General features: G+C 67.4%; 16 protein-coding genes and 2 pseudogenes. 13 read left to right on the top strand and 5 right to left on the bottom strand.

Annotation, left to right across the window (positions count from 1 at the left end; genetic code table 11):
• Window positions 1-49: 49 nt before the first annotated feature.
• The 3 genes from dnaE to ACWDS7_RS20615 all read left to right on the top strand — a co-directional run bounded on the left by dnaE (window position 50) and on the right by ACWDS7_RS20615 (window position 4,565).
• Complete coding sequence (gene dnaE / locus ACWDS7_RS20625) at window positions 50-3,598, top strand: DNA polymerase III subunit alpha (RefSeq protein WP_451930567.1); 3,549 nt, start codon at window positions 50-52, stop codon at window positions 3,596-3,598.
• Window positions 3,599-3,856: 258 nt separating this feature from the next.
• Entirely contained in the window at window positions 3,857-4,093 is a 237-nt protein-coding gene (locus ACWDS7_RS20620) for a hypothetical protein (protein ID WP_451930566.1), read from the top strand.
• A 58-nt stretch (window positions 4,094-4,151) separates the two neighbouring features.
• On the top strand, window positions 4,152-4,565 hold the full coding sequence (locus tag ACWDS7_RS20615; protein ID WP_451930565.1) for a MarR family winged helix-turn-helix transcriptional regulator: 414 nt from the start codon (window positions 4,152-4,154) through the stop codon (window positions 4,563-4,565).
• Window positions 4,566-4,656: 91 nt separating this feature from the next.
• Here the strand turns inward: ACWDS7_RS20615 and ACWDS7_RS20610 are convergent, their stop codons facing one another.
• Entirely contained in the window at window positions 4,657-5,589 is a 933-nt protein-coding gene (locus ACWDS7_RS20610) for a lipocalin family protein (RefSeq protein ID WP_451930564.1), read from the bottom strand.
• 775 nt (window positions 5,590-6,364) lie between these two features.
• Here ACWDS7_RS20610 and ACWDS7_RS20605 point away from each other — a divergent pair.
• From ACWDS7_RS20605 to ACWDS7_RS20590, 4 genes are all read left to right on the top strand, one after another.
• Window positions 6,365-6,865 (top strand): DUF6653 family protein, encoded by a 501-nt coding sequence (locus tag ACWDS7_RS20605; protein WP_451930563.1) that lies wholly within the window; start codon window positions 6,365-6,367, stop codon window positions 6,863-6,865.
• Window positions 6,866-6,916: 51 nt separating this feature from the next.
• Window positions 6,917-8,227 (top strand): MFS transporter, encoded by a 1,311-nt coding sequence (locus ACWDS7_RS20600; protein WP_451930562.1) that lies wholly within the window; start codon window positions 6,917-6,919, stop codon window positions 8,225-8,227.
• Between the two features lie 34 nt (window positions 8,228-8,261).
• Window positions 8,262-8,906, top strand: coding sequence for a TetR/AcrR family transcriptional regulator (locus ACWDS7_RS20595; protein ID WP_451930561.1), 645 nt, complete (start codon window positions 8,262-8,264; stop codon window positions 8,904-8,906).
• Window positions 8,907-9,282: 376 nt separating this feature from the next.
• Complete coding sequence (locus ACWDS7_RS20590) at window positions 9,283-10,050, top strand: TIGR04222 domain-containing membrane protein (RefSeq protein WP_451930560.1); 768 nt, start codon at window positions 9,283-9,285, stop codon at window positions 10,048-10,050.
• A 273-nt stretch (window positions 10,051-10,323) separates the two neighbouring features.
• Here the strand turns inward: ACWDS7_RS20590 and ACWDS7_RS20585 are convergent, their stop codons facing one another.
• From ACWDS7_RS20585 to ACWDS7_RS20575, 3 genes and pseudogenes are all read right to left on the bottom strand, one after another.
• Complete coding sequence (locus ACWDS7_RS20585) at window positions 10,324-11,310, bottom strand: cytochrome P450 (protein ID WP_451930583.1); 987 nt, start codon at window positions 11,308-11,310, stop codon at window positions 10,324-10,326.
• Window positions 11,311-11,370: 60 nt separating this feature from the next.
• The gene (locus ACWDS7_RS20580) at window positions 11,371-11,655 is read right to left on the bottom strand and encodes an alpha/beta hydrolase (protein ID WP_451930582.1); all 285 of its coding nucleotides are present in this window, start codon (window positions 11,653-11,655) and stop codon (window positions 11,371-11,373) included.
• Between the two features lie 45 nt (window positions 11,656-11,700).
• A pseudogene (locus ACWDS7_RS20575) lies at window positions 11,701-11,986 on the bottom strand (hypothetical protein); the annotation flags it as partial.
• Here ACWDS7_RS20575 and ACWDS7_RS20570 point away from each other — a divergent pair.
• Window positions 11,954-14,647 (top strand): Tn3 family transposase, encoded by a 2,694-nt coding sequence (locus ACWDS7_RS20570; RefSeq protein ID WP_451930559.1) that lies wholly within the window; start codon window positions 11,954-11,956, stop codon window positions 14,645-14,647. The pseudogene ACWDS7_RS20575 and the gene ACWDS7_RS20570 sit on opposite strands and share 33 nt — an antisense overlap.
• Window positions 14,648-15,017: 370 nt before the next feature.
• Here the strand turns inward: ACWDS7_RS20570 and ACWDS7_RS20565 are convergent, their stop codons facing one another.
• Window positions 15,018-16,850, bottom strand: coding sequence for an alpha/beta hydrolase (locus ACWDS7_RS20565; RefSeq protein ID WP_451930581.1), 1,833 nt, complete (start codon window positions 16,848-16,850; stop codon window positions 15,018-15,020).
• 189 nt (window positions 16,851-17,039) lie between these two features.
• Between ACWDS7_RS20565 and ACWDS7_RS20560 the strand changes: the two genes are divergently transcribed.
• The 5 genes and pseudogenes from ACWDS7_RS20560 (at window position 17,040) to ACWDS7_RS20540 (ending at window position 21,094) form a co-directional block, all read left to right on the top strand.
• Window positions 17,040-17,735: a response regulator transcription factor gene (locus ACWDS7_RS20560; protein WP_451930558.1), complete on the top strand. Its 696-nt coding sequence runs from the start codon at window positions 17,040-17,042 to the stop codon at window positions 17,733-17,735.
• A 10-nt stretch (window positions 17,736-17,745) separates the two neighbouring features.
• Window positions 17,746-18,861 (top strand): sensor histidine kinase, encoded by a 1,116-nt coding sequence (locus ACWDS7_RS20555; RefSeq protein WP_451930557.1) that lies wholly within the window; start codon window positions 17,746-17,748, stop codon window positions 18,859-18,861.
• Window positions 18,862-19,216: 355 nt separating this feature from the next.
• A pseudogene (locus tag ACWDS7_RS20550) lies at window positions 19,217-19,609 on the top strand (recombinase family protein); the annotation flags it as partial.
• Between the two features lie 116 nt (window positions 19,610-19,725).
• A complete protein-coding gene (locus tag ACWDS7_RS20545) occupies window positions 19,726-19,788 on the top strand; it encodes a hypothetical protein (RefSeq protein ID WP_451930580.1) in 63 nt (20 codons plus the stop codon).
• Window positions 19,789-19,936: 148 nt separating this feature from the next.
• Window positions 19,937-21,094: a DUF6183 family protein gene (locus tag ACWDS7_RS20540; RefSeq protein WP_451930556.1), complete on the top strand. Its 1,158-nt coding sequence runs from the start codon at window positions 19,937-19,939 to the stop codon at window positions 21,092-21,094.
• Window positions 21,095-21,696 lie beyond the last annotated feature (602 nt).

The following is a 21,696-nucleotide window of genomic DNA, read 5'->3' as shown; positions in this document are numbered from 1 at the left end:
GAATTGCGCGGGCCGTCACAGAGCCTACAACCAGGAGGGTGATCCACCGGTGGGATCCTTCGTCCATCTGCACGTGCACACCGAATACAGCATGCTTGACGGCGCCGCGAAAGTCGGACTGCTGATGGACGAGGTGTCCCGGCAGGGCATGCCCGCCGTGGCGATGAGTGACCACGGCAACGTGCACGGGGCGTACGAGTTCTACCGGTCCGCGCGCAAGGCCGGCGTCAAGCCGATCATCGGCATCGAGGCGTACGTCGCCCCTGTTTCCCGCCACCACCGCCAGTCGGTGTACTACAGCGACAACCTGGCGCTGCGCCGCTCCAATGACGACACCGGTGAGGGCGGCGACGTCTCCGGGCGCGGCCTGTACACGCACATGACGATGTGGGCGGCCGACGCCGACGGCCTGCGGAACCTGTTCCGCCTCCAGTCCCGGGCCTGGCTCGAAGGACACGTCCAGAAATATCCGCGTATGGATGATGAGCTGCTCGTCGAGCACGGCGCCGGCATCATCGCCACCACCGGCTGCCCGTCCGGCGAGGTGCAGACTCGGCTCCGCCTCGGCCAGTATGAGCAGGCCGAAGCCACCGCCGCCCGCTACCGCGACCTCTTCGGCGCCGGCAACTACTACCTGGAGCTGATGGACCACGGCCTGGCCATCGAGCGCCGCGTCCGCGCCGACCTGCTGAGGCTGGGCAGGCGGCTCGGCCTGCCGCCCCTGGCCACCAATGACTCCCACTACGTCACCGAGCGCCAGGCCGGGGCGCACGACGCGCTGCTGTGCGTCGGCACTGGCAAGCGGCTCGCCGACGCCGACCGCTTCCGCTTCAGCGGCAGCGGCTACTACGTCAAGCCCGCCGGCGAGATGCGCGCGCTGTGGGACGCCGAGGTGCCCGGCGCGTGCGACAACACGCTGCTGATCGCCGAACGGGTTGGCGACTACGGCGAGGTGTTCGCCCACCGGGACCTGACGCCACGCTTTCCCGTCCCCGAAGGCGAGACCGAGTCGAGCTGGCTGCGCGCGGAGGCCCTCGCCGGTGCCCGCCGTCGCTACGGCGGGGACCCGCCGCGGGAGGTGCTCGACCGCATCGACTACGAGCTGTCGGTCATCGACGCCATGGGCTTCCCCGGCTACTTCCTGGTGGTGGCGGACATCTGCCGCCACGCCCGTGAGCACGGCATCGGCCTGGGCCCCGGGCGCGGCTCGGCCACCGGGTCGATGGTCGCGTACTGCATGGGCATCACCCAGCTCGATCCGATCGAGCACAAGCTCATCTTCGAACGCTTCCTCAACCCCGAGCGCATCACCATGCCGGACGTGGACCTCGACTTCGACGACCGGCGGCGGGACGAGATGATCGACTACGTCACCCGCAAGTACGGCGACGACCGGGTCTGCCAGATCGTCACGTTCAACACCATCAAGGCCAAGGCCGCCGTCAAGGACTCCTGCCGAGTGCTGGGCCTGCCGTACGCGCTGGGCGACCGCATCACCAAGGCGTTCCCCGCCGCGGCCGGCGGCAAGGAGATCCCGCTCGCCGCCATCCACGACAAGAACCACCCCCGCCACGGCGAGGCGGCCGAACTGCGCACGATGTACGAGCAGGACCCCGACGTCAAACGCGTGATCGACACCGCGACCGGCATCGAGAACCTCACCCGCGGCACCGGCATCCACGCCGCTGGCGTGATCCTGTCCAGCGAGCCGCTCATCGACGTGATCCCGCTGGTCAAGCCCAAGGCCGGCGGCCCCGTCATCACCGGCTTCCCGTTCACCCAGGCCGAGGACATGGGCCTGCTGAAGATGGACTTCCTCGGCCTGCGCAACCTCACCGTCATCGGCGACGCGATCGCGAACGTCCGCGCCAACAAGGGCATCGACATCGACATCTTCGAGGTCCCGCTCGACGACGCCACGACGTACGAGCTGCTCGCTCGCGGCGACACGCTCGGCGTCTTCCAACTGGACAGCGGCGGCATGCGCGTCCTGCTCAGGCTCATGCAGCCCACCACGTTCACCGACATCGCAGCCGTGAACGCGCTCTACCGGCCCGGCCCCATGGAGATGAACGCCCACACCAACTACGCCCTGAGAAAGACCGGCAAACAACAGGTCGAGCCGATCCACCCCGACCTTGAGGAGGTCCTCGAACCCATCCTCGGTGACACCTACCATCTGGTCGTCTTCCAAGAGCAGGTCATGGCCATCGCCCAGCAACTCGCCGGCTACTCCCTCGGCGCCGCCGACCTCCTGCGCAGAGCCATGGGCAAGAAGAAGAAAGAGGTCCTAGACGCCGAGTGGGACCGGTTCTCGGCGGGCATGCGCGGCCACGGCTTCGCCGACGAGGCGATCAAGGCGGTCTGGGACGTGCTCGTGCCCTTCAGCGGCTACGGATTCAACAAGTCGCACACCGCCGGATACGGCCTCGTCTCCTACTGGACGGCCTACCTCAAGGCCAACCACCCCTGCGAATACCTGGCCGCCTTGCTCACCTCCGTCGGCGATGACAAGGACAAGATGGCCGTCTATCTGTCCGACTGCCGCCGCCTCGGCATCAAGGTCCTGCCACCCGACGTCAACGCCAGCAAGCTCGACTTCGCCGCCGTCGGCTCCGACATCCGCTTCGGCCTCGGCGCCGTACGCAACGTCGGCGCCAACGTCGTGGACGCCATCGTCACCACCCGCGACGCCAAAGGCCCCTACACCGGCTTCGACGACTTCCTGGCCAAGGTCCCGTCCGTCGTCTGCAACAAGCGCGTCATCGAGTCGCTGGCCAAGGCCGGGGCGTTCGACGGGCTCGGACACCACCGCAAGGCTCTGGTGGGGGTGCACGAGCAGGCCATCGACTCCGTCATCGACGTCAAACGTAACGAGGCCCACGGCCAGGACACGCTGTTCGGCGAGCCGGGCCAGAGCGGCGCCTTCTCGATCGCCGTCCCGGAGGGAGAGTGGGACCGGCCCACCCTGCTGGCCTTCGAACGCGAAATGCTCGGCCTGTATGTCTCCAGCCACCCCCTCGACGGTGCCGAAGGCGTCCTGGACGCCAACCGCGACACCACGATCGCCGACCTGCTCGCCTCCGGCCGCCAGGACGGCGCCGTCAGGATCAGCGGCATCATCGCCGGCCTGCAACGCAAGGTCACCAAGCAGGGCAATCCGTGGGCGATCGTTACCGTCGAGGACCACGACGCCGCCGTGGAGTGCCTGATCTTCCCCAAGACGTACGCGTTGTACGGCGAGGGGTTGGCCGAGGACCGCGTGATCTCGCTGCGGGGCCGGATCAATGTGCGCGACGAGTCGCTCAGCGTGTACGGCGAGGAGATCGCACTGCTCGACGTCTCCACGACCGGCACCCAACAGCCCGTGGTGATCTCGATCCAGGAAGGTCATCTCAACGCGCGGCTCGTCCGGGAACTGCGGGACATCCTCACCGCCCATCCCGGGCACGCGCCCGTACACGTGCACCTGCACCGCCCGCACGCCAGGAACGTGCTGCTCAATCTGGTCCCGTTCCAAGTCACCCCCGGCCCGGCGTTCTACGGTGACATCAAGGCGCTACTGGGGGCCGCTTCGATCGGCGGCGCCCAAGCTTGATCTTTAACCTGTCGGTCCAAGCCGGGCAGCAAGGGCGGTAGGGGTGGAATCCGAGGTTTCGGCTGTGGATAGCCGTACCCGGCATGGGGCCGGATCGGCTCCTGCATCGGTCCCACTACGCTGAACTGGGAAGACGCCGTCCCGGGAACGAGACAGAATACAATTCTGTCTGCTATAAGCCAGTAACGTCCTTTAGGGCATGCGGCCCAGGCGCCGGGCCGCGTACGGGTCTCCGGCGTCGGCCCGTGCCCGCAACTCATGCGTCAGCCCCTGCTCGTCCAGAACCCTGGCCAGCTCGGACGCGGCGGACGCGTCTCCCGCCGCGGCACGTGCCCGCGGTTCATCCACATAACCCTCCAGGCCACCTACATCGCCGACCGCGCCACCCGGCAGGCGGCCAACGCCCTGGGAGTCCCCCAGGGCACCGTGAAGTCCCGCGTCTACTACGCCCTGCGCAGCCTGAGCACAGCCCTGGAGGAACGCGGGACGCGCTGAGCGAGCCGGCATTCCCTCAGTAGTTCGTAATGCGAAGCATGACGGGTAACGTGGGCACATGACTTCCGACGCCCTCGTGGATGCCTTCGTCCGCAGCACCTTCCAGGTGGCGGGCGTGCTCACCCGCATCGGAGCCGAGCGCGACCTCTCACTCACCCAACTGCGGGTCCTCGGCATCCTCCGCGACCGCCGCCCGCGCATGACCGAGCTCGCCGCGTTCCTCGGCCTGGACAAATCGACCCTGTCCGGCCTCATCGACCGCGCCGAACGTCGAGGGCTGGTGGCCAGGGGCAAAAACCCCCAAGACCGCCGCGTCGTCGATGTGTTCCTCACTCCCGCCGGCCTGGAACTGGCGGAGCAGGTGTACGGCGAGGTCCGACACGCACTGGCACCTGCGATAAACCGGCTCAACCCGCAAGACCGCGACCAACTCGTCCAACTGCTGCACGCTGCCCTGCACTCCCCCGACTGAGGCCGTCTTCTCCCAATGGTTCACCCCGGGACCAGTGTTCGATCCCGGGATGATGTCGGATTGCGTCAGGCGAGGATGACTTCGCCGGTGATCAGGAGTTCCACTCGCCGGTCATCTCGACGTAGTTCTCGCCACGGACCTTCTTGCCGTTGTACTTACCGGTGAAAGCCGCTGTGGCCTCCAGGTAGCCGCTCCCGTCGGGAGTCTCGATCTCCTGGTCCGGATTTCCGGTGACCCGCACGTCGAGCTCGGAGTGCAGGGCGGGAATGCGGATGCGCCAACGAGTGGGATAGGTCTGGCCGGTGGCCGGACTGGTCCACTGCCGGGAGGCGCCCTGCGCGAGCGGCTCGACGTCGACCACGTCGTAGGAGCCGTCCGGATGGAGGACTGTCGCCCAGCTGTCCTTGGATTCAGCGCCGATCGTGTCCCAGATGGCGACCTTGTCGCCATCTGGCATGCTGAGGTTCATCCACGTCCACCGGGTCAGCGACGTCGGCATCTCACCCCATTGCCTGTCCAGCCAGGAGGTGCCCCTGACCTTGTGCTTCTTGCCGTCGACGACAAGCGTTCCGGACGTCCGCATCTCCGGGAGTGCGAACTCGTAGTTCGGCACGCCGTCGGCCAGGTTGAAAACGCCGGTCGACGCGTAGTTCATGACGGGGCCGGTGGGCGCCAGCTGGACATCGAGAGATCCCCAAGGCGTCTCGACCTGCACCGACTGGCGGACGGAGTCACCCGCCCAGCTCAGCCCTGGTGCCTTGATGTCGAGCTTGCCCTCGCTCCACCGATAGTCCTTCGGCTTGACCATCGCGTCGTAGTCCTTGTACCACCCGGTGGTCTTGTTGATCACCGAGAACGTCCAGCGGTACGCGGCCTCGTCCCTGTTCGGGAGGATGCGCGTGTGGACCTGAAGACCGAACTCCTGACCGTTCGCCTTCACCGAACTGGTGAAGTAGATCGAGTCGAACCAGGTCGGCTCGGGCCCGGGCGCGTGCCGTCCCAGATCGGCCGCGGGATCGACCAAGGCCGGGATCCCTGACGTGGCGGAGCGGGTGGTCGGTGTTGCGGACGGGGCGGCCGCCTGGGCCGAAGAGCTGACGAACGTACAGAACGCCAAAGCCGCTGCCGTGGTGACCAGGGCTGCCGCTCGACCCTTGGTCCGGATTGCGGGCATGGGGATTCCTCCTTGCATCAGGGGCGAACGAGACCGTCGCTCACCCACCGGCGTCGACCGGCAAAGCCGCAGATGATCACCATCGCTGCGGAGTCGCCCCTGGCCGGGCCATTGATTTGTATTACCAACAACTTCATAATGGATAATGGTTGGTAATACAAACAATGTCAAGCGCTCCGAGGACCGCGCGCCCGGCGCGGTGCGGGCTCGCTTCACTCACGTGGTGACCAAGCGGCCAGGAGGGGCGATGCCACAGAGGCCGGCATGGTCAGGGCGTCGGGGTCGGCTTCGGGGTGTACGGCACGACCTGTGCGGCCGCTGAAGGCCTGACGCTCGGGTGGCTGCGATGAGCCCCAAAGTAGCGCTGAGTAACGCGGTTGCGGCGTCCTCCTCCCGAGCGTGACCCCAGCCGCCAGGTAGTCCCGACCACCCAGAATCCCTGATTCTGTCCGGTTCCTGGAATGGCTTAGCCGCAGGTCAGCGCGGCCCGACCGGCCGCCCCCCGAAGGGCTTGCCCGACCACGACCTGGTGGCGAGACACATGGAGTTGAAAACAAATCTCCAGACTGGTTTTATGGATGCATGGCCGAGAGGTTCCTGGCAGTCCCCCTCTGAAGGAGCAACCATGAAGCTCACCCAGGCCGCCGCGGCGACGTTCGGTCTCAACGACGACTCCTGGAAGCGGCACGCCAACGCCTGGAGCGTGTGGACACGGATGGCCGGCCTGGCGCCGATCCTGCTGCCGATCTACTTCCGCGACGCGCTCGGCTGGTGGGCACTGGCCCCGATCGCGGCGGGCGTGATCTGGATGTGGCTCAACCCGCACGCGTTCAAGCCGGTCTACGAGCCCCGCAGCTGGGCGGAGAAGGGCATCTACGGCGAGAAGATGTACGCCGCCGACCACTCCCTGGCGGCCGAGGCGCACCGGCCCGCACTCCGATGGCTGATCGCCATGGCCGCCCTCGGCGCCGTGATCATGGTGTACGGCCTGGTCCGCGTCGAGGCCTGGCCGGCCGTCTCCGGCTGGGCGCTGATCTTCATCTCCCAGCTGTGGCAGATCGACCGCTTCGTCGCCATCTACGAAGAAGGGCTGCGGCGGGCCGCCGCCGATGGCAACGCCGAGTAACTCCCACCCGCGACCGGAAGGCCGTACCCGAAAGAAGATGAGAGACCAGCCATGCACACCCCCGGGACGGCGCATCCGCGCCGCTGGTGGATCCTGGCAGCACTCTGCCTGAGCCTGCTCGTCCTGGTGATCGACAACACCATCCTCAACCTGGCCATCCCCTCGCTGATGAGCGAGCTCGGCGGATCCCTGGTCATGCCGACCACCATGTCCATCCTGGTCACCGTGTTCGACGCCGGCGAGCGGCGCAAGGCCATCGCCGCCTGGAGCACCGTGTCGCTGACCGGCATCCTGATCGGGCCGTCGCTGGGCGGCTTCCTGCTGGATCACTTCTGGTGGGGCTCGGTGTTCCTGGTCAACGTGCCCGTCGCCGCCGTCGCGATCGCCGCTGCGGCATGGCTGATGCCCGAGTCCACCGGCGTGGCCGGCCGTACCGACGCGCTCGGCGCGGTGCTGTGCACCGTGGGGATGGTAGCCGTGGTGTACGCGATCACCGCCACGTCGGAGCACGGCTGGGGCGGCCTGGCCCCCACCGGCGTGCTGGTGTTCGGGCTCGTGGTGATGGCCGCCTTCGTGCTCTGGGAGCTGCGTACGCCGACTCCGATGCTGCCGCTGCGCATCTTTCGCAAACGGAACTTCACGGGCGGCACCTTCTCGGTGATGCTGCTGGCGTTCGCGGCGGCGGGCATGATGCTGGCCCTCACCCAGTACGTCCAGCTCGTGGCGGGCTACGGGGTGCTGCGGGCAGGCCTGGCGCTGCTGCCGTTCGCCGCGTCCTCGGCGGCGTTCAACATGGCCGGGGCGACGCTGGGACGCCGCTTCAGCAATCGGACCATGGTCACGACCGGCATGCTCGTCACGGCCGCCGGCTTCGCCCTGCCGTGGTCGCTGACCCCCGACAGCGGCTATCCGCTGCTCGGCGCGGCGCTGGTGATCATGGGCATGGGCGCCGGGCTGGCCACCCCCGCTGCGGTCACCGCGCTGATGTGCGCGATACCTCCCGAGGAAGCCGGCGCCGGCTCGGCCATGAACAGCACCATCTCCCAGGCAGGCAACGCGCTGGGCGTCGCCGTGCTGGGCAGCGCCCTGACCGCCGGATATCTGAGCCGGCTGCCGACGCAAGCGCCTGCCACCGTTCGGGAATCCCTGGTCGGCGCGGTCGCCGCCGACGGCCCGCACCTCATCACCGCCGCGCGGGCGGCCTTCACCGGGTCGATGTCCGTCGGCATGGCGATCGGCGCGGCCTTGTCGATAGCGGCCGCCGTGCTCGCCTTCGCCCTGCTACGTGCAGAGTCCGACACCACCCAGGCGCCCGAGCCCGCCGCTGAGGCCGCGTCCGCACGGGCACGTGAAACCATATGAATGATCCGTTCGATTGAAGGAAGGACTGCCTCCGATGCCGCCCGCGTTCACCGCCGAGGAAAAAACCCGTATCACCGCCCTGCTGCTGGAGACCGGGCAGAAGCTGTTCACCAGCCAAGGGCTGCGCAAGACCTCCCTGGAGGAGCTGATGGCACCCACGGGAGTGGCCAAGAGCAGCTTCTATGTGTTCTTCGACTCCAAGGAGGCGCTGTATCTGGAGCTGATGCTCCAGCAGGCGGGCGAGGTCAAGCGCCGGGTCATCGACGGCGCGTTGATGAGCACCGACGACCCCCGCGAAGGGCTGCGCCGCTTCTTGCACGCCACCATCGAGGAACTGGCCGTCAACCCGCTGTGGCGCCGCCTGATGACCCATCCGGAGGAGATGCAGGCCGTGGCCCGCAAGCTGGACCCCGAGCGGGTCGCCGCCATGTCCGACAGCCCTGCCACCGCTCTGGTCGAGTATGTCGCCGCCCACAGGGCTCAGGGCGAATTGGTCGCCGTCGAACCCGCCGTCATCATCGGTGTCCTGCAGTGCGTGCTGCTGGTGCCGATGTTCGGCGAACGGCTCGGCGCCCCTGCCCACTACCCCAAGATCCTCGACCTGCTCATCGACATCGTCGCCGCAGGCCTCACCCAGGCAGACACGGCTGCGGCCTCAGGCCGCTCGACAGGTGGGTGAAGGGCCGGCAGGCGCCCGCCGATCCGGACGGCCGGGTCGACCTGTGCGGGGCAGCCCACCTGAGGCGTCCGCACCCTGTTCCGCCTCGCGTAACCTGCCGGGCAGCGAGTCCAAGATCGGGTTGTAGCCCTTTCTCACGTATTCAGCTTCCCCCGCACGGCAATCCGCCCCGGTCGTGGGCCACGTGGCACGTTTCGCTCGTATTCCGGTCTCACCCCTACTGGCGGGTACCGCCAACGACTGTCCCACCGCTCCTCGACCCAGGCCTCCTCAACGCACCGCCGGTAAAGGATCTGGCCTGAGATCAGGATGCTGATCATTGGGAGGCGGCCATCGACGTCGTTCTGCTCATGCCGGCGCTCTGCCTGGCGCTCTTATGTGGCTGGACCGTTCTGAGATCGCGCCCGCCGCGGCAGGTCACGCCCGGCCGGGACGAGCTTGCCCATCTGGCCGGCGGGCCACCTCGGGTGGTCAACGCCGCGCTGGCGGAACTCGTGGTCCGGGGACGGTTCGCACCTCCGCCGATCGCTGGGTGCGGGCCGCTCCGGATGCGGGTGCCGCAGCGGGACCGATCGAGGAGACCCTGGTCGAGGCGCTCAAGGCGGCACCTGACGGCCTGACGGCCTTCGAACTGCACCGGCTCGCCCAGGACGACGTTGATCGACTCGCCGCCCGCCGGCCTCGCCGTCCGCTGACCGTCCTGGCCGCTGTCGCGACGGCTGGCTTGTCGGCCACGCTCGTCCTGCTGGGCACAAGTGTCGTACGTCCCGCTCCGGCGACCTTCGCCACGGCCGCAGTGCTCGCGCTGTCCGCCGGCGGCTGCCTGCTTGCCCGCCGCGCCGTGGGGCCGGGATCTCCCCTGCTACGGAAGGCACGGCTCGCACAGCCGCCCGGCGACCGGACCTCGCCCAGACCGGCGGACACCGTCGGGCTGGGCGTGGCGCTCTACGGCCTCAGCGAGCTACCCAACCGCAGAGCGAGGGAAGCGCTCGGTCACCGGCCGCCCCCTCCTGTCCGTCCCAGCAGGAAACGGCGAGCACGCCGGGGGTTCTTCCTGAATGAGCCGGAACCCGTCATTGCGAGAGGTGAGGGGGCCGGGGGCTACAGCTCCTGCGGAGGTGACGGAGGCGGGGACGGTTGTTGAGCCCGTCGGGGCGGATGGCAGGATTCCATCGGTGCCGACACACCCGGCCGGTCACCGTAAACGCCGACCGAAGCCCCTCGACCGGCGTGACCGGCCTGAAGAAGAACCCGCCTCCACAAAAGGGCCCAGGACTCCTGAAGCTACGGCCGGTACGACGGGGGTGTTTGAAAGAAGCGTGACACCGGCCGTCGCCCCTTTCCGGCCTAGTTGGTCTGCCCCTTAACGTGACTGGCCGTTCGGTTGCTGCTCAAGCCCCGGATCCGCCCTCGCCTGTCACTTCTTGGAGATCATGACCTCGTGGCCGTCCGGGTCGGTGGCCTTGATGTAGGTGCCCCAGGGCTCCTTCACCGGGTCAGTCACGGTGACGCCGACCTCGCGCAGCTGACGAACCGTCTCGCCGATGTCATCGCAGGCGAAGGTGAGATAGGCACCCTCGCCCGGCTTCTTGCCGAACGCCTCCGCGCTGTGCAAGGTGATCGAGGTCTGTCCGTTCGGCGGTCTGACCTCCACCCAGCGCGCTCCTGGCCACATCTCGGCGTCGACGGTCTTGGTGAAGCCGAGCTTGTCGACATAGAAATCCATCGACCGCTGCTGATCGGCTACGTACATGACGGCGACGTTGATATGGGTGATCATAAATATCCCTTTGTCGGCTCGGCCGCATCGGATGTCAGCGATGGCGCACGGAACCCGGGCGGGGGCCGGGCCTGGCGCAGCGCGACATGGCAGGAGTGTATGTGAGGAATCCACGTTCGGGTGATCTGTCACTCGGTGGCGATGACTCGTTGACGGTAGCGCGGCCGGCGGCGTGGTCGACCACTTCGTCAGGAAACTCCGCCCCGGCCGTGAGGGAAGTACCCAAGCGGCCGGTGGCATGATCCCTGACGTGGATCGCATTTCGGCGGCTGAGCTGGTCAGCTGGTGCCGGGGGGGTGTCGATGACGTAGCGCCACCGGCCGTCGGGGCCGCGGCGGGCATCAGGATGCGGTGCGCGTGCCCCCAGACCGGTTCGTCCTCGCGGGCGGTGAACAGGCCGTCGCCGCTGAAGTCGCGCACGATCGCCAGCACCTGTTCGATTGGCTTGTAGAAGCGGCTCTCGTCGCACGCCTCGGCGGCCAGGTCGGGGTCGGAGACGAACAGCACGGTACGGCCCAGCAACTCCAGCTGGAAGATGCCCTCGTCGTACTGCTTGGCGAGCTCGGACAGGTAGGTGTTGGGCGAGTGCTTGGGGATCTGGAACGTGTTCCCGAAAACGGGCAGGCCCTTGGGCCGTCAATTTTTTCTGCACCCCTCCTCCGTCTCAGAGGTCTTCCTTTCGCCTCACATGGCGAGAGCTTCTCGGAGGTACTCGACGATCTCCGCTCGCGCGGCCTTGGCCTGCGGCACCGCGCCCGGCATGCTGAGAAATGCGTGGGTCGCCCCGGGGTGTTCGGTGAGTCGCGCGGGTGTTCCGGCCGCGCGCAGCCGTTCGGCGTAGCAGCGGCCGTGGTCGGCCAGCGGGTCGATGGGCGCTACCACCACGAGCGCCGGGGCCAGCCCGCTCAGGTCGTCGGCCTCCAGCGGCGACATGGCGCAACACGTCCCAGGCGTCGTCGACTGCCACAGACAGTGGAGAGTCCGGGTCGAGCAGGCGGTGTTCGACCGAGACGACGACCGCGGGCAGCCGGGTGGCGAGGTGGCTGTTCACCCAGTCACTCTGTACGGCGGTGCCCACGAAGCCGCCTCCGTGCACGTGCAGCACGAGCGGCAGAGGATCGCGTCCGCTGCGTGACGTACGGTACACCCGGACCGGGAGTTTGCGGCCGGGCAGCACCACCTCCTGCCACTGGATCGCGGCGCCGCGGTCCGGACAGCCGGTGATCACCCGTCCCAGACGGAATGCCCGCTTGCGGTTCTCGCGGCGGTGGCCCGGTTGGCGGAGCAGTTGCGGCTGCATCCGGGAGCGTTGCAGGGATACGGGCGGCGGGACCATACCCGGACCGACCGCCTGAAGCTGGTGGTCAAGTATCTGGGCTGGAAGACGACCGCTCCGGGCAGCCAGGCGTTGAAGGAGCTGACCCAGTTCCTGCTGGACAGGGCGATGGAGCACGACAGCCCGACGTTGCTGTTCAATCTGGCGCGGAAGTATCTGATGTCGGCGCACGTGGTGCGGCCGGGTCCGACGGTGCTGGCCAAGATGGTTGGCGAGGCCCGCACCGGAGCGACCGCGCTGACCACGGAGCTGCTCGGGCATCTGCTGACCGAGGAGGCCCGGGCGGACCTGGAGCGGCTGCTGGGCGTGGACATGGGGTTGGGGATGACCCGGCTGGAGTGGTTGCGGCAGGGGGCGCGGGAGACCACCGCGTCGGCAGTGAAGACGTCGATCGACAAGCTGTTGTGGCTGCGGGCGATCGACGCGCAGGCGGCGATCGACCAACTGGACGAGGTCGTCGCCCTGTTCGACCAGGCCGTGTCCGCGCGCGAGTCGCGGGCCAAGACCAAGACCGACGAGGCCCTGGTGGAGCGTGCGAAGAAGGGCGAGGCCCGGCAGCTGCTGATGGACCTGATCCTGCCGGTGCTGGCCGACCCGGCCATCGCGGACGAGCAGGTCGGCGGCATGCTGCGCGAGCAGATCGGCATGCAGCGCCTGAGGGAGATCACCTCGGATGCATGGAATCCGCTGCCGAAGGACCACGGACGGCTGTCGGAGCTGGACTCCTCCTACTCCTACCTGCGCCAGTTCACCCCGAACGTCCTGGCGGCGGTCGACTTCCAGGGCGGGCCCGGCACCGACGAGCTCATGACGGCCGTGGGGATCTCGAAGAGGCTGAACGAGACAGGCGGCCGCAAGGTGCCGGCGGACGCGCCGACGGGGTTCGTTCCCGCCCGGTACGCCGACTACCTGGACAAGGCCCGTAAGTCCGGCGAGGACACCGCGTTCCGGCACTACTGGGAACTCGTGGTGATCCTGTGCCTGCGGGACGGGCTGCGCTCCGGGGACGTGTTCGTGCCCGGGTCGCGGCGGTACGCCGACCCGTCGACGTACCTGTACACCGCCGAGCAGTGGGAGCCGAAACGCGCCGAGTACGCCCAGCTGGTCCGCAAACCACTCAACGGGAAGGACGCGGTCGAGGTCGGCAAGACAGAGCTGCACGCCGCCCTCGCCGATCTGGAGGACACGCTGCGGAACGCGCCACCCGACCAGGCCGGGGCGATCCGGCTGGACGGCGACGGGAACCTGATCGTGCCGCCGCTGTCGGCCGAGAACATCCCCACCGAGGTCAAGCAGCTGCATGACGATCTGGCGGGGATGCCGCCGTTCGCGCCGATCGCCTCGGTGCTGATCGAACTCGACGCCAGGACGGGCTTCGTGGACTGCTTCACCCACGCCGGCGGCCGGAAGCTCGCCAAGTCCGCCGAGACCAAGCGGAACATCTTGGCCTGCCTGATCGGGCTCGGCACGGACCTCGGGTTGGTGCGCATGTCGGAGGCGTGCGGGGTGTCGTATGAGGTGCTGGCGTGGACGATGGAGTGGTACATCCGCGAGGAGACCCTCCGGGACGCCAACACGGTGATCGTGAACCATCACCACGCGCTGGAGCTGTCGAAGGTGTTCGGCGGCGGCACCATGTCCTCTTCCGACGGGCAACGCTTCCCAGTCCGCGGCAAGTCATTGACCAGCCGGAACATGACGATCCACGGCGGGCAGGTGCTGTCGTCCTACACCCACGTCTCGGACCAGTGGTCGACGTTCGGCACCCAGCAGTTCGTGCCGACCACCCGCGAGGGCCAGTACACCCTGGATGAGTTCCTCGGCAACAAGACCGATCTCCCCCTCCATGATCACGCAGCCGATACGCATGGCGCCACGCTGATCAACTTCAGTCTGTTCGACCTGGTCGGCAAGCGCCTCACCCCCAGGATGCGGGACCTGACGAAGGTCACCCTGGTCCGGGACGACACCCCCACCGTCATGAACCTGCAGTATCCGAACGCCGGGCCGCTGCTGAACGCCCGCTGGGGCGAGGCGCTGGTGGAAGACACGTGGGACGACCTGATGCGGATGGGCGCCTCCTTGAAGTACGGGCAGGCCACCGCCTCCCTGGTGGTCGGCAAATGGTCGGCCGCGCCGCACCAGAACACCCTGGCGACCGCGCTCAAGGAGTGGGGACTGCTCAGAAGGACCCTGCACACCGCGCGCTATCTGTCGGACCCGGTCTACCGGCGGCGGATCTCCCGGCAGCTCAACAAGGACGAATCGTTGCACGCGCTGCGGCGAGACCTGCACTACGCCCAGCAGGGCACCATCACCGCCCGGCCGTACCTGTCCGACCAGACCGAGCAGGCCTGGTGCCTGACCATCTTGACCAACAGTGTGGTGGTTTGGACGACAGCGTATTTCGGGCTCGCGGTGCAGCGGCTGCGTGCGGATGGCAGGACCGTCGAGGATGAGCTGCTCGCCCACATCTCACCCGGCCGTAGCGAGAACATGGACTTCTTCGGGGCGATTCCCGTCGAGGTCGAGTCGGAGCTCGCCAAGCTCGACAACGGCTGGCGGCCTTTGCGGACCCGGCCCGCCGACGGCGGTGGGTGGAGCGGCGGCGTCTTCGGCGAATAGGCCGCGGGGTTGATGAGACCCTGGGCGATGGTTATCTAGGGTTGGAGGACCCTTCCAGCAGGTCAGAGGACGATGATCTCTTCTTTCACGTAGGCCAAGTTGACCGAACGCAGCCCGGACCCAAGAAGAACCGAGCGTGCGGGCTGTCCCGGTAATCGGCTCTGTCCCGTAATCGGTGGTAGCGCTGAGTGATCACCTGCCGGCCTGCCCTCCTGTGGTAGGTCCACTACCGGCTGGCGGTGGTCGGTGCGATCTGGCCCACCGACGTGCCTCCGTGGAGCCCCGGCGCCTCGGCGGCTGGCTGTGCCGCCATTGGGACCCCTGTGGGGCGCTCGGGGCCGCGAGTGCCCCACAGGAGTGGGGTGGGTCATCAGTATCCGGGGACGTTTACCCGGAACGGTCGGCCGTCGAGGGTGCCGGTGACGGGGGTGGTGTCAGTGGCGGTGAAGGCCTTCCACTGCAGCGTGACCTTGTGGGTCGCGCCGGCGGGGCCGGTGACGGTGAGGTTGGCGGTGGCTTTGTCGCCGGCGACCTTGGCAGTGCCGGTGGCGGCGAGGTCGGCGACGTAGCGGACCTTGTCCAAGGTGATCGTGCCGTCTGTACCGTTGGTGACCTCCCCGCCGCGCAGCCCGGGCTCGGTGTCCGGCCGCGAGGCGCGATGCGGGTTGTGCATGGCTACCGTGTCGGCGGCGGTGGCGAACGCAGCCGCCAGGAGTGTGCGCTGCGGAGCGTCGAGCCCGCCGCCGCGGGCCGCCGGTACTGCTGCCGCGGTCGCAGGGAAGCGACCGTGTGCCTGGTAGTTGGCCATCGTGCACGACGTGTCGGACACCCGCCCCGGGTTCTGGATGAACCGGTGCATGATCTGTCGCGCGCACTCGCCACCCGGCCCACGGCCCTCGACCGCAGGGTTGTGGTATCCGGCCTGGACGGTGACCGCCTGGCCGCGGGGGAATGCCCGCGCCGCGGTGCGTGCACCCATGATCGCCTTCGGGTCGAACTCGCCAGCGACGGCCAGCATCGGCACCGCCGGCCGGTGCGGCTCGATCGCGTTGTTCTCTCGCGGGGTAGGCCAGCCTGCGCAGAAGTCTGCGCCGCTGCCCGCCTCGGCGCGGGTGAACGGCGCGTACCGGTTGCGCTCGGCATGCAAGGTCACCAACTGGCGGCGCCGGGTCGCCTCGTCGGCGGTGCGGTCGTACGGCCAGCGCGGGTCGGAACACAGGTATGCCGTCGTACCGGCCCTATCCGGTGACTCCTTGGACGGCGCTTTGGATCCTGCGCCTTTGTTGCCGGCCAGCGGGGCGGCCCGGTCGAGCACGCGGCGCATCGGGGCCGGGTCGCCGTCCAGGTATGCGGCGGTGGCCGCGGTCGCGTCGGTGGCGATGGCTGGATCAGAGGTCGACCGCAGCGCCCCGAGCAGTCGCTGTGGGGTCAGCGTCGCGTCGCGGTCGGCGCGTGTCTTCCGCACCACCGCTTCCCAGCGTGCCTGCGGGTCGCCGCCGGCGGTTCGGCGGCAGGCCGACGATCGCTGGCAGGCGCGGGCGTAGTGGTCGATGGCTTCCTGAATCTCCTTGCCTTCCGACTCGCCGAGCTGCCACCGGCCGGCCTTGTCGATTGGGCCGATCATGCTCTCGATGTACAGGGCGCGCACCCGGTCCGGGTAGCGGGTCGTGTAGGCCTGTCCGCTCAGTGCGCCCCAGGACGATCCCACGACGGTTACCTTGGACAGGCCCAAAGCCGCGCGCACCGCCTCCACATCGGCGACGTACTGGTCGCTGCTGAAGAACTGGGCCCTGTCGCCGATCTCACGCGCGCACTGGCTGACCGACTCCGGCTTCCCCTGCTGCAGCGCCTTGCACCGCAGCGGCGCGGATTCGCCCATCCCGCGGAACTCCACGATCATCATGTCCGAGTGGTCCAGCAGAGGCTGGAAGACCTTCCCGAAGGAGTCGACGCGCTCGGCGTTGGGTCCGAGCGGGGCCGGACCGCCGGGCATCGCCAGGATCGAGGTGCGGGCTGGGCGCGATCGGTCGGCCCGCGGGATGTACCCGAACCTGATGGTGATCTTCTCCGACTGCGGATCCTGCCAGTTCAGTGGGACGGTCAGGGTGCCGACGCACCGGCTGGTCGCGGTGGCGCATTCGTGCCGGCCGCCGCTGGCCGCCGCCGTGGCGACCGCCGCCGGCGCGGCGGCGACCAGCACCACCAAGCCGACCAGAATCGTCCTCAGTACACGCATGTGGCCTCCGCCCAAAGGACTCCGGGAATCCGACGGGGCGCTGTCCGTGCTGGTTCGCTGTGGTTCATGTCATTAGTTGAGCCAGCGTGGGTGTTGCCGGCGCGTATGCGGTTTTCGATATGCCGACGATATGCACCGGCTCGTAGCCTCGGGAGCATGCGCGTGTTGATCGTCGAGGACGAACCCTTCCTGGCAGAAGCCATCCGCGATGGCCTACGTCTGGAAGCGATCGCCGCCGACCTCGCCGGTGACGGGCACACCGCTCTGGAACTGCTGAGCATCAACGCCTACGACATCGCCGTCCTCGACCGCGACATCCCCGGCCCCTCCGGCGACGAGATCGCCAAACGCATCGTCGCCTCCGGCAGCGGCATGCCCATCCTCATGCTCACCGCTGCCGACCGGCTCGACGACAAAGCCTCCGGGTTCGAACTCGGCGCCGACGACTACCTCACCAAGCCCTTCGCACTCAAAGAACTCGTGCTCCGTCTCAGAGCGCTCGACCGCAGGCGCGCCCACAACAGACCACCCGTGCGAGAGATCGCCGACCTGCGACTGGACCCGTTCCGCCGCGAGGTCTACCGCGACGGCCGCTACGTCGCGCTCACCCGGAAACAGTTCGCCGTGCTCGAAGTCCTCGTCGCTGCCGAAGGCGGTGTCGTCAGCGCCGAAGAACTCTTGGAGCGAGCGTGGGATGAGAACGCCGACCCCTTCACCAACGCCGTACGCATCACTGTCTCGGCACTGCGCAAACGGCTCGGCGAACCCGGGATCATCGCCACCGTGGCCGGCGTCGGGTACCGCATCGGCACCCAACCAGACACTGGACGTGAGGGAGGCGACCGTGGATAGAGCGCCTGGGTTGAGTGTTCGCCTCAAACTCACCCTCAGCTACGCCGGCTTTCTCATGCTCGCAGGTGCCTTGCTGCTCGCCGCCGTGTTGGTCTACTTCCTGGGAGGCATACCCGATGATGCGGTCTACACCACCGGTGACTTGATAATCGACCGCTCCGCCATCCTGCGTTCGTTCACTCCGGTCGCGGCCATCGTGTCGGCGTTCCTGCTGGTATTCGGTCTCCTGGGAGGATGGATTCTCGCCGGCCGGATGCTCGCCCCCCTGACCCGCATCACGGACGCTACACGCATGGCCGCGAACGGGTCGCTTTCCCACCGGATCCAGTTGGAAGGCCGCAAAGACGAGTTCCGCGAACTCGCCGACGCCTTCGACAACATGCTCGCCCAGCTCGAAGCACACGTCGCCGAACAGCAGAGATTCGCAGCCAACGCCTCGCACGAACTGCGCACCCCGCTGGCGATCTCGCAGTCACTTCTCGACGTGGCCCGCAATGATCCGACACACGACCCTGGCGAACTCGTCGACCGTCTTCACGCCGTCAACGCTCGAGCGATCGACCTCACCGAGGCGCTACTCGTGCTCGGCCGCGCTGGCCAGAGGTCCTTCACCCGAGAACCTGTTGACCTGTCCCTACTCGTAGAAGAGGCCACCGAAACACTGCTCCCGCTCGCCGAGAAACGCGGTGTCACCATCGATGCCTCCGGTGACATCACACCGGCTATCGGGTCGCAAGCGCTCCTGCTGCAGATGACGATGAATCTTGTGCACAACGCCATCGTGCACAATCTGCCCGAACAGGGCACTGTGTGGGTCAAGACCAGCGTCCGCCCCGAGACCGTGGTGCTCACGGTCGAAAATAGCGGCGAGAAACTCTCCCCGCAGTTGGTCTCGACACTCACCGAACCGTTTCAGCGCGGCACCGAACGAATACACTACGACCACGCAGGCGTCGGCCTCGGCCTGGCAATCGTCAAGAGCATCACCCAAGCACACGACGGATCCCTCACTATCATCCCGCGCCCTGCGGGCGGACTCCGTATCGTCGTTCAACTGCCTACCCCCCACCACCACATACAGCCAAATAGTCAGGTACCACAAACGTGGTCACGTACGGCCACATAACCGGATTAGCCGAGAGAACGATCGTGGATCCGGTGGGGGGAGCATGAGAGCTGGCCGCTGTACGAACCGCACGCCGCGGCCCTGCTGGCCGAAGGACCCGACAGCTCCGCTCGCGGTGGTCGCCGCCCTCTGGCTCGGCTGGACCGAAACGCAACTGGCCGGACACGCGGTCGATGGCGCCCTTTTGAGCCCCTGCCCGGTGGCGCGAGGCGGCAGACCGGCCCCGGCGTCGGCGTATCGGTAACGTTCGTTCGCGATACACCCCGCGCCGACCAGCGTTCACCCAGCTCAGATTTGTAACGGTTCCCGTGTACGCGGCAATGTCACGCACCCCCGTTCACGTTACGATCTTGACGTGGAAATCGGCACCGCGAGGGTCTCCATCTGCGATCAACACCCCGAAGCGCAGATCGACGCCCTCAAGGCCGCTGGCTGCGAACAGATCTTCATCGACAAGGCGTCCGGGAAACTCGCCCGCCGACCCGAACTCGACAAGGCCCTCCTCGTGCTCCGCCCCGGCGACCAGCTCGTGGTGACCAAGCTCGACCGGCTCGGCCGCTCCCTGGAACACCTCATCGCCCTGTCCAAGCAGCTGCAGGAGCGCAACGTCGACCTGGTCGTGCTCGACCAGGGCATCGACACCTCCACCGCGGTCGGCCGGATGTTCTTCCAGATCCTTGGCGCGATCGCCGAGTTCGAGCACGCCCTCATGTCCGAACGCACCCTCGACGGCCTGGAAGCCGCCCGGGCCCGGGGCCGGACCGGCGGCCAGAAGCCCAAGCTCGGCCCCCGCCAGGTGAAGCTTGCGCGCCAGATGTACGACGAGAAGACGAGGACGGCAAACGCCGCTACACCGTCCAGCAGATCGCCGACGAGTTCGGCGTCACCCGTCCCACCATCTACCGACACCTCACCAAGGACACGTAACGCCAGCTCAGGGGCATATCCGACGGAAATTCCTACAGGACTACCGGGACCCCTACCTCGGCGACTGCCAGCTGCGGCCGTTGCGGAATCAAGGGTTTCTGAGACCGCCGGAGACCGGTCTTGATCGCGAACCGCGTACGCTCAGAGCATGTCCGACTCGATCAAGCAGACCGTTGAAGCCCTGTCGGGCATGGACGACGTGAACAGTGTGCGCGACCTGGCGGAGCGAAGGCTGACCCAGGGAGATGCCATGTTCGTCGCAGATCTTGGAATCGCCCTCTTCAAGCGGTTCGGGGCATCCTCCAATCCGATCTGGCAGTACCGAAGCGTGTTCAACTCCGTTCTGCGTCTTCTGACCGTCGCAGCCGGACGTGAGCACATGGAGCAGACGCTCCGCCTTCTTGCGGTCATCGAAGAAGGAGACCGCAAGAAGGCGCGGTATCTGGCGTCACTCCTTGCCTCCAACCATTCTGCAGAGGACCTGGCACAGGTCTTCGCCGGTGGGTTGCGGAGCGGGGGCGGCTCAGAGGAACTCCGGGCATGCCTCGTTCATGAACTGATCCTCCGGGACTCGGTCATCGAAAATGTGCCGGCGATCGCGGAGTGGGCCACGTCTCCGCACTGGAGCCACCACCCCTTGCGGTGGCTTCCTCTGAGACGCTCACCAGTAGAAGAGGGACACGAGCTTCCCGGCTACAGCGTTCGCGGCTCCAGCCACTCGCTTCCCTTCGGACCGTCAGACGAAGGATCAGCGGTCACCTCCGAGAAAGGCGCCGCTCCACCCCCGGTCCGGGAGATCAGCACGCCCGAGACTTCCGAGGCCATCGAGAGCGCCGTCACGAACTGGGCAGAGGAATCGAACGGCCAGATCGAATCCAGATCATTCGAGCTCGACGGACCTGCAGGATCGATCGCCGACCTGCTCGCCGCGCTGAACCTCGAATGCCTCGCTGGTCTCGGCTGTCTCACTGGTCTCGGCCGCAAGATGACGCTGTCGACTTCTCCCTGTCCACCTTCCCGGGCCTGGCAGGTGTTGTTCGCCGCCGCGTCCACGGGAGGCGCCTACAACCAAGGCCTCTACGGCGCGTACGGCAGGCTGGCCGCATGGCAGTCGCTCCGCGGCCTGACCGGAACGTCGGGCGGGGAGGCCTTCGCCGACGCCGAACAGCGAGTCCAGACATCCCACTGGTACACCTTCGAAGCGACCACGAAATGGTTCGAGCAAGTCGCCTGGGACATCGGCATCACCGCCCTGTCTCCGGATAACCAACGACTACGCTTGCTCGCCGCAACCGACACGGACTGATCTTGCGCGGGATCCTCAGGAAGCCGTGAGGCCTCTGCGCTCAGCCGTCTGTGCACACGACTTCAGAAATCCGTGCAGTTGACTTCGGAAATCGGCCTGCCGGTAAGGACAAGCGCACCTGCCGCCATCTGTACCATTACTGCTGGTGGGAGCCTTCCTGAGTCGCAGCAGGAAGTGCTGAGTTCGCATGGAGGCGGCACTTTTAAACGTCGCGACCGTGATTACGCGGGTACTGCGCCAGGATGAACCGGACGAAGTGCCGCCGCCATTCCGCAATTCGGCACTCTTGCCTCGCGCGTGGCGGCCCGTGGAGCCAGCCTTACCGACACCCAAAATCGGCAGCCTTCACGGGGATGCGCATCTGTCCATCGTCCCGAAAAGGGTCCTGAAACTCAATTTCCAGAGGCAAGGTTTCGGGATGAGTTTCGGGACGGCCGTTCCTGGGCGAACGCTCCTCGGCATCCATGATCGTTTCACCGTCCCGTAAACGACCGTTTCAGGGACGCCCCTCAGCCTCCTTCGTCCAGAACGCCAGGTTGGCCCGGGCGGTCAGCGTCTGCGGATGTTCAGGACCCAGCACCCGCTCACGCACCGGCAGCAGC

The sequence above is a fragment of the Streptosporangium sp. NPDC003464 genome, from assembly GCF_053588315.1.
Note: the sequence above shows the minus strand (reverse complement) of the source record. Positions and strands in the feature narration are given on the sequence as shown.